This window comes from Streptomyces sp. NPDC086077, assembly GCF_040686175.1.
Taxonomy (GTDB): Bacteria; Actinomycetota; Actinomycetes; order Streptomycetales; family Streptomycetaceae; genus Streptomyces.
On record NZ_JBFBJT010000050.1, the window covers coordinates 19,442 to 34,919 of the forward strand.

At 70.0% G+C, this 15,478-nt stretch carries 18 protein-coding genes and 5 tRNA genes; 17 read left to right on the plus strand and 6 right to left on the minus strand.

From position 1 onward, the window contains the following. Positions 1-263: 263 nt before the first annotated feature. From AB0O67_RS16810 to AB0O67_RS16850, 9 genes are all read left to right on the plus strand, one after another. Positions 264-452: a hypothetical protein gene (locus AB0O67_RS16810; protein WP_365450657.1), complete on the plus strand. Its 189-nt coding sequence runs from the start codon at positions 264-266 to the stop codon at positions 450-452. A 116-nt stretch (positions 453-568) separates the two neighbouring features. Beyond that, a complete protein-coding gene (locus AB0O67_RS16815) occupies positions 569-1,345 on the plus strand; it encodes a fumarylacetoacetate hydrolase family protein (protein ID WP_365450659.1) in 777 nt (258 codons plus the stop codon). After that, entirely contained in the window at positions 1,338-2,861 is a 1,524-nt protein-coding gene (gltX, locus tag AB0O67_RS16820; RefSeq protein ID WP_365450661.1) for a glutamate--tRNA ligase, read from the plus strand. Before AB0O67_RS16815 ends, gltX begins: the two co-directional genes overlap by 8 nt. 92 nt (positions 2,862-2,953) lie before the next feature. Continuing rightward, positions 2,954-3,685, plus strand: a complete 732-nt coding sequence (locus tag AB0O67_RS16825; protein WP_365450662.1) for an HAD family hydrolase — start codon at positions 2,954-2,956, stop codon at positions 3,683-3,685. A 92-nt stretch (positions 3,686-3,777) separates the two neighbouring features. Then, positions 3,778-3,849: transfer RNA gene (locus tag AB0O67_RS16830), tRNA-Gln, on the plus strand. 21 nt (positions 3,850-3,870) lie between these two features. Continuing rightward, positions 3,871-3,943 (plus strand) — tRNA-Glu (locus AB0O67_RS16835). Positions 3,944-4,005: 62 nt separating this feature from the next. After that, positions 4,006-4,078, plus strand: a tRNA-Glu gene (locus AB0O67_RS16840). Positions 4,079-4,098: 20 nt separating this feature from the next. Next, positions 4,099-4,170, plus strand: a tRNA-Gln gene (locus AB0O67_RS16845). Positions 4,171-4,198: 28 nt separating this feature from the next. Beyond that, positions 4,199-4,271, plus strand: a tRNA-Glu gene (locus tag AB0O67_RS16850). 46 nt (positions 4,272-4,317) lie between these two features. Here the strand turns inward: AB0O67_RS16850 and AB0O67_RS16855 are convergent. After that, the gene (locus tag AB0O67_RS16855) at positions 4,318-4,965 is read right to left on the minus strand and encodes a MerR family transcriptional regulator (protein WP_365450664.1); all 648 of its coding nucleotides are present in this window, start codon (positions 4,963-4,965) and stop codon (positions 4,318-4,320) included. A 129-nt stretch (positions 4,966-5,094) separates the two neighbouring features. Here AB0O67_RS16855 and AB0O67_RS16860 point away from each other — a divergent pair, with 129 nt between their 5' ends. Then, entirely contained in the window at positions 5,095-5,577 is a 483-nt protein-coding gene (locus tag AB0O67_RS16860) for a DUF4188 domain-containing protein (RefSeq protein ID WP_365450666.1), read from the plus strand. Between the two features lie 488 nt (positions 5,578-6,065). Here the strand turns inward: AB0O67_RS16860 and ndgR are convergent, their stop codons facing one another. Continuing rightward, the gene (gene ndgR, locus AB0O67_RS16865; RefSeq protein WP_014048551.1) at positions 6,066-6,782 is read right to left on the minus strand and encodes an IclR family transcriptional regulator NdgR; all 717 of its coding nucleotides are present in this window, start codon (positions 6,780-6,782) and stop codon (positions 6,066-6,068) included. A 200-nt stretch (positions 6,783-6,982) separates the two neighbouring features. Between ndgR and leuC the strand changes: the two genes are divergently transcribed. The 4 genes from leuC (at position 6,983) to AB0O67_RS16885 (ending at position 10,291) form a co-directional block, all read left to right on the plus strand. Further along, positions 6,983-8,413 (plus strand): 3-isopropylmalate dehydratase large subunit, encoded by a 1,431-nt coding sequence (leuC, locus tag AB0O67_RS16870; protein ID WP_365450668.1) that lies wholly within the window; start codon positions 6,983-6,985, stop codon positions 8,411-8,413. A gap of 5 nt (positions 8,414-8,418) precedes the next feature. Continuing rightward, entirely contained in the window at positions 8,419-9,012 is a 594-nt protein-coding gene (gene leuD / locus AB0O67_RS16875) for a 3-isopropylmalate dehydratase small subunit (protein ID WP_365450670.1), read from the plus strand. Between the two features lie 265 nt (positions 9,013-9,277). Continuing rightward, positions 9,278-9,508 (plus strand): hypothetical protein, encoded by a 231-nt coding sequence (locus AB0O67_RS16880; RefSeq protein ID WP_365450672.1) that lies wholly within the window; start codon positions 9,278-9,280, stop codon positions 9,506-9,508. A 138-nt stretch (positions 9,509-9,646) separates the two neighbouring features. After that, positions 9,647-10,291: an HU family DNA-binding protein gene (locus tag AB0O67_RS16885; RefSeq protein WP_365450674.1), complete on the plus strand. Its 645-nt coding sequence runs from the start codon at positions 9,647-9,649 to the stop codon at positions 10,289-10,291. Positions 10,292-10,366: 75 nt separating this feature from the next. Here the strand turns inward: AB0O67_RS16885 and AB0O67_RS16890 are convergent, their stop codons facing one another. Both AB0O67_RS16890 and cofC read right to left on the minus strand, forming a co-directional pair. After that, on the minus strand, positions 10,367-10,570 hold the full coding sequence (locus AB0O67_RS16890) for a hypothetical protein (protein WP_365450676.1): 204 nt from the start codon (positions 10,568-10,570) through the stop codon (positions 10,367-10,369). Positions 10,571-10,579: 9 nt separating this feature from the next. Further along, positions 10,580-11,218: a 2-phospho-L-lactate guanylyltransferase gene (cofC, locus tag AB0O67_RS16895; protein ID WP_365450678.1), complete on the minus strand. Its 639-nt coding sequence runs from the start codon at positions 11,216-11,218 to the stop codon at positions 10,580-10,582. Between the two features lie 143 nt (positions 11,219-11,361). Between cofC and AB0O67_RS16900 the strand changes: the two genes are divergently transcribed. Genes AB0O67_RS16900 through AB0O67_RS16910 form a run of 3 tightly spaced genes read left to right on the plus strand, consistent with a single transcriptional unit; the run spans position 11,362 to position 14,491 of the window. After that, complete coding sequence (locus AB0O67_RS16900; protein WP_365450680.1) at positions 11,362-12,249, plus strand: lysophospholipid acyltransferase family protein; 888 nt, start codon at positions 11,362-11,364, stop codon at positions 12,247-12,249. Continuing rightward, the gene (locus AB0O67_RS16905) at positions 12,246-13,256 is read left to right on the plus strand and encodes an NAD(P)H-dependent glycerol-3-phosphate dehydrogenase (protein ID WP_365450682.1); all 1,011 of its coding nucleotides are present in this window, start codon (positions 12,246-12,248) and stop codon (positions 13,254-13,256) included. Before AB0O67_RS16900 ends, AB0O67_RS16905 begins: the two co-directional genes overlap by 4 nt. Before the next feature lie 59 nt (positions 13,257-13,315). Then, the gene (locus AB0O67_RS16910; RefSeq protein WP_365450684.1) at positions 13,316-14,491 is read left to right on the plus strand and encodes a D-alanine--D-alanine ligase family protein; all 1,176 of its coding nucleotides are present in this window, start codon (positions 13,316-13,318) and stop codon (positions 14,489-14,491) included. A 25-nt stretch (positions 14,492-14,516) separates the two neighbouring features. Here the strand turns inward: AB0O67_RS16910 and AB0O67_RS16915 are convergent, their stop codons facing one another. Then, positions 14,517-15,014: a DUF3515 domain-containing protein gene (locus AB0O67_RS16915; RefSeq protein WP_365450686.1), complete on the minus strand. Its 498-nt coding sequence runs from the start codon at positions 15,012-15,014 to the stop codon at positions 14,517-14,519. Between the two features lie 20 nt (positions 15,015-15,034). Continuing rightward, on the minus strand, positions 15,035-15,268 hold the full coding sequence (locus tag AB0O67_RS16920; RefSeq protein ID WP_003997603.1) for an Lrp/AsnC ligand binding domain-containing protein: 234 nt from the start codon (positions 15,266-15,268) through the stop codon (positions 15,035-15,037). Positions 15,269-15,478 lie beyond the last annotated feature (210 nt).

Genomic DNA, 15,478 nt, shown 5'->3' on the forward strand with positions numbered 1-15,478 from the left:
CGTCGGAGCTCGCCGGGTGTCCCAGTCGCCATGATCAGGAGCGGAATGCGCGCTTCAGGGGCCCAATGTCCGTTTCGTTGGTATGAGTTGCGAGCCGGAATTGACCGTTTTGAGCTCTGGTTCGTGAGGAAACTCACACCGAACTCGGGGACCCTTCCCGCCGTCGGCGGGGAATCGGATGTTTAGCCTGACGCTTTACAAGAGACAACGTTCTGCCAACCGGCGCTTCCGGCGCCCCGCACACGACAGGGTCGAGTACAACCGTGAAGACGACGACGATGTTCCGCACGACTGCCAACCCGCGGCGTACCACCCTGGCGCACCTCGAGGGCACCGACGACCTGGCGCCCCTGGACCTCCCCGAGCACTCCGTCGACCTCCCCGCCCGGACGGCCAACCCCCGGCGCACGATCCTCATGGACGTCCCGGTCGGGGCCGCGGCGGCCGAGTAGCGCCGACCACCCCACCGGGCGCCCCGCACGGCAATTGCGCGGGGCGCCCGCCCTTTGCCGCGTTAGCCTGGAGCGATCAGACTCCACCCAGCTCAGGTAAGGGGCGCAAGGATCCCGTGCGCATCGCCAGGTTCTCCATCGACGGGAACGTCGCCTTCGGCGCGGTCGAGGGCGACAAGCCGGACGAGCTCGTTCTCGACATCATCAGGGGCATCCCCTTCGCGGACTTCGAGCTCTCCGGCACCAAGGTGCCGCTGAGCAAGGTACGGTTGCTGCCGCCGGTCCTGCCCAGCAAGGTCGTCGCCTTCGGCCGCAACTACGCCGAGCACGCGCGTGAACTCGGCAACGACGTGCCCGACGCGCCGTTCGCCTTCTTCAAGCCGTCCACCTCGGTGATCGGCTCCGGGGACGAGATCCAGTACCCCTCCTTCTCCGAGGAACTCCACCACGAGGCCGAGCTGGCCGTCGTCATCGGCCGCCTGTGCCGCGAAGTCCCGCGTGAGCGCGTCAGGGACGTCATCCTCGGCTACACCTGCGCCAACGACATCACCGCCCGTGACGTCCAGCGGCGCGAGAAGCAGTGGGCCCGGGCCAAGGGCTTCGACACCGCCTGCCCGCTCGGCCCCTGGGTGGAGACCGACCTGGAACCGGGCGACCTGACCATCCAGCTGACCGTCAACGGACAGCAACGCCAGCTCGGCCGCACGAGCGAGATGATCCACCCGATCGAGGATCTGATCGTCAACATCTCCGAGGCCATGACGCTGCTCCCCGGCGACGTGATCCTCACGGGCACCCCCGCGGGGGTCGGCCCCCTCGCTGTCGGCGACGAGGTCTCCGTCAGCATCGAAGGCATCGGCACTCTCACCAACAAGGTTGTCAAGCGTGGCTAGCGCACCCGGCTCCCCCTCCCCCAAGTCCTCGACTCCGCTCGGACAGGGGGTACCCCCACGCGTCCGTTTCTGCCCCTCGCCCACCGGTAACCCGCACGTGGGCCTGGTCCGCACCGCCCTGTTCAACTGGGCGTTCGCCCGGCACCACGGCGGCACCCTGGTCTTCCGCATCGAGGACACCGACGCGGCCCGCGACTCCGAGGAGTCCTACGAGCAGCTGCTCGACGCGATGCGCTGGCTGGGCTTCGACTGGGACGAGGGCCCCGAGATCGGCGGCCCGCACGCGCCGTACCGCCAGTCGCAGCGCATGGACCTGTACGAGGACGTCGCCCACAAGCTCCTCGACGGTGGCTACGCCTACCACTGCTACTGCTCCCAGGAGGAGCTCGACAGCCGCCGCGAGGCAGCGCGCGCCGCCGGCAAGCCGTCCGGCTACGACGGCCACTGCCGCGAGCTGACCCCGGCGCAGCTCGAGGAGTACAAGGCCCAGGGCCGCGCGCCCATCGTCCGCTTCCGGATGCCCGACGAGGTGATCACCTTCACCGACCTGGTCCGCGGCGAGCTGACCTTCACCCCGGAGAACGTCCCGGACTACGGCATCGTCCGCGCCAACGGCGCCCCGCTCTACACGCTGGTCAACCCGGTCGACGACGCCCTGATGGAGATCACCCACGTCCTGCGCGGCGAGGACCTGCTCTCCTCCACCCCTCGGCAGATCGCCCTCTACAAGGCGCTGACCGAGCTGGGCATCGCCAAGCGCACCCCGGAGTTCGGCCATCTGCCGTACGTGATGGGCGAGGGCAACAAGAAGCTCTCCAAGCGTGACCCGCAGTCGTCGCTCAACCTCTACCGCGAACGCGGCTTCCTCCCGGAGGGCCTTCTCAACTACCTCTCCCTCCTGGGCTGGTCGCTCTCCGCCGACCAGGACATCTTCACGACGGACGAGATGGTCGCGGCCTTCGACGTCACGGACGTGAACCCCAACCCGGCCCGCTTCGACCTCAAGAAGTGCGAGGCGATCAACGGCGACCACATCCGGCTGCTGGACGTGAAGGACTTCACCGAGCGCTGCCGTCCGTGGCTGCAGGCCCCGTTCGCCCCGTGGGCCCCGGAGGCCTTCGACGAGCTGAAGTGGCAGGCCGTCGCCCCGCACGCGCAGACCCGCCTGAAGGTCCTGTCCGAGATCACCGACAACGTCGACTTCCTGTTCCTGCCGGAGCCGGTGTTCGACGAGGCCAGCTGGACCAAGGCCATGAAGGAGGGCTCCGACGCCCTGCTGCGCACCGCCCGCGAGAAGCTGGACGCGGCCGACTGGGCCGGCCCGGAGTCGCTGAAGACGGCGGTCCTTGAGGCCGGCGAGGCCCACGGCCTCAAGCTCGGCAAGGCCCAGGCCCCGGTCCGCGTCGCCGTCACCGGCCGTACGGTCGGCCTGCCGCTCTTCGAGTCCCTGGAGATCCTCGGCAAGGACAAGACCCTGGCCCGCATCGACGCGGCCCTGGCGAAGCTCGCGGCGTAGCGCCCGCACAGGTGAGGGGCGGCACCCGGCAGCGGTGCCGCCCTTTCGCCGTACCCGCCCGGAACCCGTGGTCGCCGGGTTACCGTCAGGCCATGAGCATTCGGGCCGTGGTCTGGGACGTCGACGACACGCTGTTCGACTACACGACCGCGGACCGCGCCGGTATGCGCGCACACCTGGCGGCCGAGGGCCTGCTCGACGCGTACGAGAGCGCCGAGCAGGCCCTCGCTCAGTGGCGGGCGGTCACCGACAGCCAGTGGGCGCGGTTCGCGGCCGGCGAGGTGTCCTTCGAGGGGCAGCGACGCGACCGGGTGCGCGTATTCCTGGACCGGGAACTCACCGACGCCGAGGCGGAGGCCTGGTTCGAGCGGTACATCGGGCACTACGAGGCCGCCTGGGCGCTCTTCCCGGACGTACTGCCCGTCCTGGACACCCTCGCCGCCAGTCACCGGCACGCGGTGCTGTCCAACTCCAGCCTGCACGTCCAGGACCGCAAACTGCGCGTGCTCGGCGTCCACGACCGCTTCGAGGCCATCCTGTGCGCCGCCGAGCTCGGCGTCTCCAAGCCGCAGGCCGGCGCCTTCCTCGCGGCTTGCGAGGCGCTGGACCTGCCGCCGCACCTGGTCGCGTACGTGGGCGATCACCCGGAGATCGACTGGCGCGGCGCCGCCGACGCCGGACTGGTGTCCGTGTGGATCGATCGCGACGGCGCGCACACCTGGGCCGACGCTCCGGCCGGCCCGCACCGGATCGCCTCGCTCGCCGAACTCCCCGCGATCCTCGGCTCCGATACTCGTTTTGGAGCCCTGTCCACCTTCAGGTAATGTTCTTCCTGCGCCGCCGGGGAGCGGGCCGAGAGGCCGGAATCCGGGGGAGCAAACTAGAACGAGAACCCCCGTAGGGGCTTGCGTTCCGGTGGCCTATGGTGTAATTGGCAGCACGACTGATTCTGGTTCAGTTAGTCTTGGTTCGAGTCCAGGTAGGCCAGCTCGCAGAGCTCATCTGCAAAGCCCCCGTTGTGTAGCGGCCTAGCACGCTGCCCTCTCAAGGCAGTAGCGCCGGTTCGAATCCGGTCGGGGGTACAGATCCTTCCCGCGAGGGCGGTCCGGGTAGCTCCCGCCGCCCTCGATGCAGGATCGCTAGGGCCCCCGTTGTGTAGCGGCCTAGCACGCCGCCCTCTCAAGGCGGTAGCGCCGGTTCGAATCCGGTCGGGGGTACTGACTGGTCTAAACCACATTGGTCTATGGTGTAATTGGCAGCACGACTGATTCTGGTTCAGTTAGTCTTGGTTCGAGTCCAGGTAGACCAGCTCGGGCCTGCGGCAACGCAGAGTCCACGCCCCCGTTGTGTAGCGGCCTAGCACGCCGCCCTCTCAAGGCGGTAGCGCCGGTTCGAATCCGGTCGGGGGTACGTGATCGATGGGCCTCCACCTCGGTGGGGGCCCATCGTCGTGTGGTCAGTGCGTGCCGAACCTGCGGCGTGACTCCTCCGCCTCCGCCAGCCTGCGCAGCGCGAGCAGCACCGGCTCGTACAGCACGGTCAGCGCCACCGCCGCCTCCACCTGCTCGTCCGCCGTCCCGCCGTACCGCTCCACGAGATCCAGATCGTTGACGGCGAGCTGTTCCATGGCGCGGGCGTACGGCTCCAAGTCCTCGAAGGCGCAGGGGTATCCGAGCCGCTCCAGGGTGGCGATCGCGTTCACCAGCATTCCGTAAGCCGGGGGCGTCACATCGGTCAGGGGGCCGTAGCCCCAGCCGAGCCGTTCCAGCAGACGGTCGGCGCGCTGCCGGGCCGTCTCGGTCGCCGGGTCGTCGAGGTCGGCGGGCTTGCCGTGAGGGAGGGCCCAGACGGCGGTGCCGAGGCGGTCGTTCTGATCCAGGGAGTCGTTGTCCAGCGCGGCGAGCACCTCGCGGGCGGAGGCGACGGAGACCCCGCCGACCTGGATCAGCGCCCGCACCAGACGCAGCCGGCGCAGGTGCTCCTCGCCGTACTCGGCCTGGGTGGCGGTGATCCGGCGGCCCGGCGGCAGCAGCCCCTCGCGTAGATAGAACTTCACCGTGGCGGTGGCGACGCCGCTTCGTCTGCTCAGCTCCGACAGCCTCATGGCCGTGCGACTCCCTTGCTCTCTCCCCTTGCGTTGCGCGTTGGAGAGTGTCACTATCCAATCATGGATAGCGGCACTATCCAATCGCTGTCCTCAAGGGCCGTTCTCTGGGGGAAGGTGGGTTTCGTCATGGCTGACAAGCCGATCGCGGGGCGTATGACCGCGGACGCGCGGGGGGAAGTCGTGGTGTTCCTGATCGGGATGCGCTTCAACAGCCTTCTGGCGGTGCGTAGTTGGTTGCCGGTGATGCGGGCCATGCCGCGCATGCTGCGGGAACTGTCGCGGGAGCGGGAGCGGGGGATGCTCGGTGCGCAGACACTGCTGGGGCCGCGGGTGCTGTACGTGGTGCAGTACTGGGAGTCGACCGACAAGCTCTTCGCGTACGCCTCGGCCGCGGGCATGGAGCACCGGCCCGCCTGGGCGGCGTTCAACCGGCGGATACGCGAGGGAAAGAACAAGGTCGGCTTCTGGCACGAGACGTACGTCGTGCCGGCGGGCGGCTACGAGTCGGTGTACGTGAACATGCCCGCCTTCGGGCTGGGCCGGGCGACCGGCGTGGTGCCGGTCGGGCGACGCGGCGAGCGGGCGGCGGAGCGGCTTCGTGCGGTCTGAGCAGAACCCGAGGCGCTGGGCGGGCTCGGAGGCGCCGGCGGAAGTACCGCCCGCGGCGCCGCCGGAACCGCTCATCCGGATCGGAGAGCAGGTAGGGGGATCAGCAGAAGCGCTGGGCGTCCTGGGAGCCTGCCGCGGCGTTGAGGCCGGCCCCGGGGGCGCCCTCGTGCGCTCCGGCCTGCCGTGTGGCTTGTGCGGCGGGCGTCCTGTGCGTCCCGAGTGGCCGTGCGGTGGGTGCGTCTTGTGCGTCTTGTGCGTCTTATGCGACGCGCCTGGTCGTGTGTGACTCGTGCGGTTGATGCGTCCCGTTCGTAGCACGTGTCCCGTGCGTCATGGGCGGCCTGTGTGTCCCGTGTGGGCGCGCCAGCGTGGCCTGCGCGTCGTGCGTCCCGTGCGGCGTGTGCAAGCCGTGCGGCCCTCGCCGCCCGCGCGACCGGTGCGGCCTCGCTGCGCGGCCCGCGTGGAGTCGGTCTGGTTGGTCTCGCAGGTCAGCCCGTGCGGCGCAGGGCCTCGGAGAGGCGGGCCGCGGAGTCGATGACCGCCTGGGCGTGCATCCGGCCGGGGTGGCGGGTCAGGCGCTCGATGGGGCCGGAGACGGAGACGGCGGCCACCACGCGGTTCGACGGGCCGCGCACGGGCGCGGAGACGGACGCCACACCCGGCTCCCGCTCGCCGATGGACTGGGCCCAGCCCCGGCGCCGCACGCCGGACAGTGCCGTCGCCGTGAAACGGGCGCCCTGCAGGCCCCGGTGCAGGCGCTCCGGCTCCTCCCAGGCCATGAGGATCTGTGCGGAGGAGCCCGCCTTCATCGTGAGCGTCGAACCGACCGGGACCGTGTCCCGCAGTCCGGACAGGCGTTCCGCGGCGGCGACGCAGATGCGCATGTCGCCCTGGCGGCGGTAGAGCTGCGCGCTCTCGCCCGTGATGTCACGGAGGTGCGTGAGCACCGGCCCGGCGGTGGCCAGGAGGCGGTCCTCACCGGCGGCCGCGGCCAGCTCGGCCAGGCGCGGTCCGAGGATGAACCGGCCCTGCATGTCGCGCGCCACCATCCGGTGGTGTTCCAAAGCCACGGCCAGGCGGTGAGCCGTGGGTCGTGCCAGTCCGGTGGCCGCGACCAGACCCGCGAGGGTGGCCGGACCGGACTCCAGAGCGCTCAGGACGAGTGCCGCCTTGTCCAGAACGCCGACGCCGCTACTGTTGTCCATGAAACGATACTTGCGTCTCACTCTGTGAAACGCAAGTTCAATTTTCGGTGGAACGCGCCACCCTTGATGTCACGAAGTCACAGCGGCCCGGTGGATGAAAGGGCCACGCGGCGGACGCGCGGAAACCGGAGCGCCGACCGCCGCTCCTCAAGATCTCTAGTTGGGTCGGCACACCTTATGTGCCGTCCGGAGGGAAAGCGATGGGTAGGACACTCGCGGAGAAGGTCTGGGACGACCATGTCGTCCGGCGCGCCGAGGGCGAGCCCGACCTCCTCTACATCGATCTGCACCTGCTGCACGAGGTGACCAGCCCGCAGGCCTTCGACGGCCTTCGCAAGAGCGGCCGGAAGGTGCGCCGTCTCGACCTGACCATCGCGACCGAGGACCACAACACCCCCACCCTCGACATCGACAAGCCCATCGCCGACCCGGTCTCCCGCGCCCAGCTGGAGACGCTGCGCAAGAACTGCGCCGACTTCGGGGTGCGCCTGCACCCGCTCGGCGACGTCGAGCAGGGCGTCGTCCACGTCGTGGGCCCGCAGCTGGGCCTGACCCAGCCCGGCACCACCGTGGTCTGCGGTGACTCGCACACCTCCACGCACGGCGCCTTCGGCGCGCTGGCGTTCGGCATCGGCACCTCGCAGGTCGAGCACGTGCTGGCCACGCAGACGCTGCCCATGGCCCGCCCGAAGACGATGGCGATCACGGTGGACGGCGAGCTGCCCGAGGGCGTCACCGCCAAGGACCTGATCCTGGCGATCATCGCCCGGATCGGCACCGGCGGCGGCCAGGGCTACATCCTGGAGTACCGCGGCGAGGCCATCGAGAAGCTCTCGATGGAGGCCCGGATGACCATCTGCAACATGTCGATCGAGGCCGGCGCCCGCGCGGGCATGATCGCCCCCGACGAGACCACGTTCGCCTACCTCAAGGGCCGCCCGCACGCCCCCGAGGGCGCCGACTGGGACGACGCGGTCGCGTACTGGAAGACCCTGAGGACCGACGACGACGCCGAGTTCGACGCCGAGGTCGTCATCGACGCCGCAGCGCTGTCGCCGTTCGTCACCTGGGGCACCAACCCCGGCCAGGGCGCGCCGCTTTCGGCGTCCGTCCCCGACCCTGCATCGTACGAAGACGCTTCGGAGCGCTTCGCCGCCGAAAAGGCCCTGGAGTACATGGGGTTGGAGGCCGGGCAGCCGCTGCGGTCCATCAAGGTGGACACCGTCTTCGTAGGCTCCTGCACCAACGGCCGCATCGAGGACCTGCGCGCCGCCGCGGACCTGCTGCGGGGCCACAAAGTCGCCGACGGCGTACGGATGCTGGTCGTGCCGGGCTCCGCACGGGTGGGTCTGCAGGCCGTCTCCGAGGGCCTGGACGTCGTCTTCAAGGAGGCCGGCGCCGAATGGCGGCACGCGGGGTGCTCGATGTGTCTGGGCATGAACCCCGACCAGCTGGCCCCCGGAGAGCGCTCGGCGTCCACCTCCAACCGCAACTTCGAGGGCAGGCAGGGCAAGGGCGGCCGTACGCATCTGGTGTCGCCGCAGGTCGCCGCCGCGACGGCGGTCCTGGGGCACCTGGCCTCCCCGGCCGACCTGGACCACGTCGAGACCCGTACGCCCGCTGGAGTCTGAGGATCATGGAAGCATTCACCACGCACACCGGCCGGGCCGTCCCGCTGCGCCGCAGCAACGTCGACACCGACCAGATCATCCCCGCCCACTGGCTCAAGAAGGTGACCCGGGACGGGTTCGAGGACGGGCTGTTCGAGGCCTGGCGCAAGGACCCGGAGTTCGTGCTCAACCGGCCGGAGCGCCAGGGTGCGACCGTGCTGGTCGCCGGCCCCGACTTCGGCACCGGCTCCTCCCGTGAGCACGCCGTCTGGGCGCTGCAGAACTACGGCTTCAAGACCGTGATCTCCTCCCGCTTCGCCGACATCTTCCGTGGCAACTCGCTGAAGAACGGCCTGCTCACGGTCGTGCTGGAGCAGAAGGTCGTGGACGCGCTGTGGGAGCTCACCGAGCGCGACCCGCAGGCCGAGGTGACCGTCGACCTGGTCGAGCGGGAGGTGCGGGCGGAGGGCGTCACCGCCTCCTTCGAGCTGGACGAGAACTCCCGCTGGCGGCTGCTGAACGGGCTGGACGACATCTCCATCACGCTGCGGAACGAGGACGACATCGCCACCTACGAGGCGGTGCGGCCCGCCTACAAGCCGCGCACGCTGAAGGTCTGAACCTTCGACCCCCGGCGGTCGACTTTCGGCCACCCCAACACCCCGGCTGTACCCCCGATCGGCCCGATCGGGGGTACAGCCTTTTTTCACACCCGGATGGCCGCACCTGGCACCCCCTGTTCCTTCAACTCGCCACGTTATGACGGTTGTTGTTGGGGTACGCGAGACTTGACAACGCGGCTTCGGCCGCGTGCCGGAGGGCCGTTCGCGGCGCCAGTTGCCCCCCGGGCAGGCGACAACTCGCCCCAGATGGCACAATCTGTGCATGGAACACGACGGCCAACTCAAGCTATATGCGGCGGTCGCGGACCAACTCAAGGAAGCGCACGCAAGGGTGCGCGCACTGCAAGTCCCGGAGGGCGTACGGATGGCGCTGACCCGGAAGCTGCTGGTCATCACGGCCGCGGCCAAGCACGACCTCGCCGATGCGACAAAGCGGCTGGAGCGGTTCATCGCCGACCTCGACGCGGGGCGATTCCCCGAAGAGGAAGGCTGAATCGCGTCAGAAGCAGCCGAGTCGGTTGCGGCACAAGGGTGATTAGCCCGTTTCGTGTTTGATTTGCGGTATATATCTGCCTAACGTGCGAAAAAGCTTGAACACTTTCGTTCTGGCGATGTCTCCGAAGGGGAAGACGTGAACAAGGCGCAGCTCGTAGAAGCGATTGCCGACAAGATGGGCGGCCGCCAGCAGGCCGCCGAAGCTGTCGACCATGTACTGGACGCCATCGTCCGCGCCGTTGTCGCAGGTGAGCGGGTGTCGGTCACCGGTTTCGGCTCGTTCGAGAAGGTCGACCGTCCGGCTCGCTACGCCCGCAACCCCCAGACGGGCGAGCGGGTTCGGGTCAAGAAGACCTCGGTGCCGCGATTCCGCGCCGGCCAGGGCTTCAAGGACCTGGTGAGCGGCTCGAAGAAGCTCCCGCGCGGTGGCGAGGTGGCCGTCAAGAAGGCGCCCAAGGGGAGCCTGACCGGCGGTGCCGCTGCCACGGTCAAGAAGGCCGCGGCCAAGAAGACCACCAAGGCGGCCGCGAAGAAGGCCACCACGGCAAAGAAGGCGACGGCCAAGAAGACCACGGCCGCCGCGAAGAAGACCACCCCCGCGAAGAAGACGACCGCCAAGAAGACCTCGGCGACCGCCAAGACCACCGCCGCGACGAAGACCACCGCCAAGAAGGCGACGGCCAAGAAGGCCCCGGCGAAGAAGGCGACGGCCAAGAAGGCCCCCGCCAAGAAGACGTCGGCACGCAAGACCACCGCCAAGAAGGCCACCGCCCGCAAGTAGACGAGGGCGCAGGGTACTCACGCGCCGGGCCGGACTCCGTCGAGGAGCCCGGCCCGCGGCGTGTTCAGGGGCAGGTCAGAGGGTCTGCAGAGTCACCAGCGTGATCCTCGGGCTCTCCTTCGGCCCCTCCACCTCGATCCGGACCCGCTGCCCGGGCCGCAGCAGCCGCAGCCCGCCCGCGTCGAACGCGGCGGCGTCGAAGGGCACCGGAGTCCCGTCGTCGAGCAGAACCTGCCCGCTGCGCGTCCCGGCGTCGTACGTGTAAGCGGTGGCGTGCATGACCGCAGCCTACTGCCCGGAAATCAGCAGTCGCGCGGCCGCCTCGGTGGTACGCGGCCCCACCCCGAGCGCGAGTGCCGTGCGCAGGTCGTCGGCGGTGTCCACGTCCTGGCGTACGGAATCCACGCCCGCGAGACCGAGTTCCACCGCTCCGCCGCCGCGATGGCGGGCCCGCGAATCCGTACCGAATGCCGGGAGCAATTCCCGGCCCGGCGCCGCCGCCAGCAGGGTCGTACCGATTGCCGCCGCATCCGCGAGAAATGCCCGCGGAAATTCCGCGGCCGCGGTCAGGACCTGGGCCAATTCCGCCGGGCGCAGCGCCGGGAGATCGGCGTTCAGGACCGCGACCGGGCTTTCCGGACGCCAGGTCCGGACGGCCGCCGCCCCGTGGGCCAGAGCCGCGTTCAGACCGCCCCCCGGTTCGTCGGAGACGATGCGGGCGCCCAGTGCGGCCAGCTCCCGGCCGGCCAGTTCGTCGTCCGTGACAACTGCCACATCGCGCACCGCCGGGCTGGCCAGCGCCGCGGCCACCGTGTCCTGGGCGAAGGCGAGGGCGAGGCCCGGACGCAGCGCGTCGGCGGCCGCGTCCGCGAGCCTGCTCTTGGCCCGCGCCAGCGACTTCACGGGTATCACCAAGGTCCACAGCACGGGCGTTCGTCCCTCTCTTGTCGCGGTCATTGTCACCCGGCCCACCCGGCGGGCGCAGGGTCGGGGCGTACGGTGTTCTCGACAGACCGACGGCCTGGGGCGACACTTGTGCGGCCCCCAGGCCCCAGAAGGAAGGTGTCCGTGTGCCCCGCCGCAGAATCGGCTTCTGGTACCGCCTCGCAGCGGTGATCTGTAAACCGCCGCTGGTGGTTCTGCTCAAGCGGGACTGGCGCGGAATGGAGCACATTCCCGCCGCGGGTGGCTTTATCACCGTGGTGAACCACAATTCGCACGTCGACCCCTTCGCGTACGCGCACTTTCAGTACAACACCGGACGGGTTCCGCGATTCCTGGCGAAGAGCGGCCTTTTCAAGAAGGGATTCGTCGGCACCATGATGCGTGGCACCGGCCAGATCCCCGTCTACCGGGAGAGCACGGACGCGCTGAGCGCCTTCCGGGCCGCCATCGACGCCGTGGAGCGCGGTGAATGCGTCGCTTTCTATCCCGAGGGCACCATCACCCGGGACCCGGACGGCTGGCCCATGACCGGCAAGACAGGTGCCGCGCGCGTCGCGCTGAAGACCAGGTGCCCGGTCATCCCGGTCGCCCAGTGGGGCGCCAACGAACTGCTGCCGCCGTACGCCAAGAAGCCCAACCTCCTCCCGCGCAAGACCCACCAGGTGCTGGCGGGCCCTCCGGTGGACCTGTCGCGTTTCTACGGCAAGGACATGACCGCGGACGTCCTCAAGGAGGCCACCGAGGTCATCATGGCCGCGATCACCGGCCACCTGGAGGAGATCCGCGGCGAGCGGGCCCCCGAGTCGCCGTACGACCCGAGGGACGAACGCATCGAGCAGCGGCGCCGGACGGAGGCGCAGAAGCTCGGCCGGGCGGCGGTCATCGAGACGGGCGGGGACGCGCTCCGGCGGCCGATCCGGGAGACTGCCGGGGACACCGGCCGTGAAGCGGCTGGTCAGGCGGGTCGGGAAGCGGCCGGGCAGGCCGGTGGCGAAGAGGGGCAGGGCAAGTGAGCAAGCCGGTCAAGGCGGCGGTCTTCGCCGCCGGTTCGTGGGGTACGGCCTTCGGGATGGTGCTCGCCGACGCGGGGTGCGAGGTCACCCTGTGGGCGCGCCGGGCGGAGGTCGCCGAGGCCGTCAACTCCGGCCGGACCAACCCCGACTACCTCCCTGGCTTCGAACTCCCCGGCAACCTGCGCGCCACCACCGACCCGGCGGAGGCGGCCGCCGGTGCCGATTTCACGGTGCTGTCCATCCCCTCGCAGACGCTGCGCGGCAACCTCGCCGCCTGGGCGCCGCTGCTCGCCCCCGACACCGTCCTGGTCTCGCTGATGAAGGGCGTCGAACTCGGCTCCGCCATGCGGATGAGCGAGGTCGTGATGGACGTCGCCGACGTGCCCGCCGAGCGGGTCGCCGTGGTCACCGGGCCCAACCTCGCGCGCGAGATCGCCGCCCGGATGCCGGCCGCCTCCGTGGTCGCCTGCACCGACGAGGCGGTCGCCCAGCGGCTCCAGGCCGCCTGCCACACGCCGTACTTCCGCCCGTACACCAACACCGACGTCGTCGGCTGTGAACTCGGCGGCGCGGTCAAGAACGTCATCGGCCTGGCCGTCGGCATCGCGGACGGCATGGGGCTCGGTGACAACGCCAAGGGCTCGCTGATCACCCGCGGCCTCGCCGAGACGACCCGGCTGGGCCTTGCGATGGGCGCGGACCCGCTGACCTTCTCCGGACTCGCGGGCCTGGGCGACCTGGTGGCCACCTGCTCCTCGCCGCTGTCGCGCAACCACACCTTCGGCACCAACCTCGGCAAGGGCATGACCCTGGAGGAGACCATCGCGGTCACCAAGCAGACCGCCGAGGGCGTCAAGTCCTGCGAGTCGGTGCTGGATCTGGCGCGACGGCACGGCGTCGACATGCCGATCACCGAGACGGTGGTCGGAATCGTGCACGAGGGCAAGCCTCCGGTCGTCGCCCTCAAGGAGCTGATGTCGCGCAGCGCGAAGGCGGAACGACGCTGAGCGACGCGGGCGTACGGACGCTGTATCCGGCCCTTACCACCGGGTACTCTCAACGCGATATGAGCACCGAGAACCTCCCCCAGAGCCCCGAGCAGCCGTCTCGCAAGCCGCGTGTGGCCGTCGTGTTCGGCGGGCGCAGCTCCGAACACGGGATCTCCGTGGTCACCGCCGGCGCCGTACTGCGGGCTGTCGACCGGACCAAGTACGAGGTCCTGCCGATCGGCATCACCCAGGACGGCCGGTGGGCGCTCACCGCCGACGAGCCGGAGCGGATGGCGATCAGCGACCGCCGTACGCCCACCGTCGAGGACCTCACCGACTCGGGCGAGGGCGCCGTCGTGCTCCCCGTCGACCCCGCCAACCGCGAAGTCGTCTACAGCGAGCCGGGTTCGGTGCCCAAGGCCCTGGGCGAGGTCGACGTGGTCTTCCCGGTGCTGCACGGCCCCTACGGCGAGGACGGCACCCTCCAAGGCCTCCTGGAGCTCTCCGGCGTCCCGTACGTCGGTTCGGGCGTGCTCTCCTCGGCCGTCGGCCAGGACAAGGAGTACATGAAGCGGGTGTTCACCTCGTTCGGGCTGCGGGTGGGCCCGTACCTGGTGGTCCGGCCGCGCGAGTGGCAGCAGTCCGGCCCGGACGGGCAGCAGGGCGCCTGGGCGCGGCGGCGGATCGCCGAGTTCGCCGGCGAGCACGGCTGGCCGCTGTTCGTGAAGCCCGCGCGCGCGGGGTCGTCGATCGGCATCACCAAGGTCGAGTCCTTCGAGGGCCTCGACGAGGCGATCGCCGAGGCCCAGCGCCACGACCCGAAGATCATCGTCGAGGCGGCGCTGCGCGGCCGCGAGATCGAGTGCGGCGTCCTGGAGTTCGAGGACGGCCCCCGGGCCTCCGTCCCCGCGGAGATCCCGCCGCCGGACACGCACGCGTACTACGACTTCGAGGCGAAGTACATCGACTCGACCCCCGGCCTCGTCCCGGCCCCCCTCACCGACGAGCAGACGGCCGAGGTGCAGAAGCTCGCGGTGGCCGCCTTCGAGGCCGCGTCGTGCGAGGGCCTGGTCCGCGCGGACTTCTTCCTCACCGAGGACGGCGAGTTCGTGATCAACGAGATCAACACGATGCCCGGCTTCACGCCGATCTCGATGTACCCGCAGATGTGGCAGGCGAGCGGTGTGACGTACGCGGAGCTGGTGGACCGCCTGATCCAGGCGGCCCTGAACCGCTCGACGGGCCTGCGCTGACCCGCCCCTGAGAGGTGCGGCTCGGTCAGTCGGCGATTCCCTCGGGAATCGCCGACTTCACCGCCGGGGCCAGATCGACGAGAACCCCCGCGCTGTCCTGCCCCTCGGGCACGCTCACCTCGACGTACGCCTTGCGGTTCGCGCTGGTGAACCGGTAGCCCCCGTCGTGCTCCTCCTGCAGCCAGTCGACGCCGTTCACGCCCCCCGCCACGGCGTCGGGATCCCCGCCCTCGGCCACCTTCGGGTCGACCATCTTCGGCGGCCGGACGACCCCGCAGCGCAGTATGATCACCGGGCTTCCCCAGCCCGCCGTGAGCACGGAACCGGGCTCGGGGTCGTTCCGGCTCAGACCGTCCACCGTGCGGGGCAGCGCCCTGTCCAGGTTCTGGCACAGCTTCGTGACCGCCGGAGAGGGGCTGGGAACCGCGACGCCCGCACTGTCGTCTGCTGAGGAGCAGCCCGCGACAGTGATCAGCAGCGCGGACGCGGGCAGACCGATGAGCCGGTGACGGGAAATCTTCACCGGCCAAGGGTAGACGGGGACTACAGATGGACGACCGGGCAGGTCAGGGTGCGGGTGATGCCGTCCACTTGCTGGACCTTGGCGACCACCATGCGGCCCAGGTCGTCGACGGTGTCGGCCTGGGCGCGCACGATGACGTCGTACGGTCCCGTCACGTCCTCGGCCTGGATCACCCCAGGGATCTTGCTGATTGTCTCGGCAACGGTCGACGCCTTGCCGACCTCGGTCTGGATCAGGATGTACGCCTGTACCACGGAACCTCCAGGGCGGCCACGAGGATCATGTGGGGAAAAGGAACGCCACGGTATCGCGTCCCCGCTCGCCGCGGGGAGACCTGCGGTGTCCGGGGCACGCGCGCCGGGGTACAGGCACGACGGACGTTGACGTACGGGTCGGCCGGAAAGACGGCCACGGGGGGCCGGTCGGCGGTCACTACGACCGTATCGAGGACACTGATGGCCCGC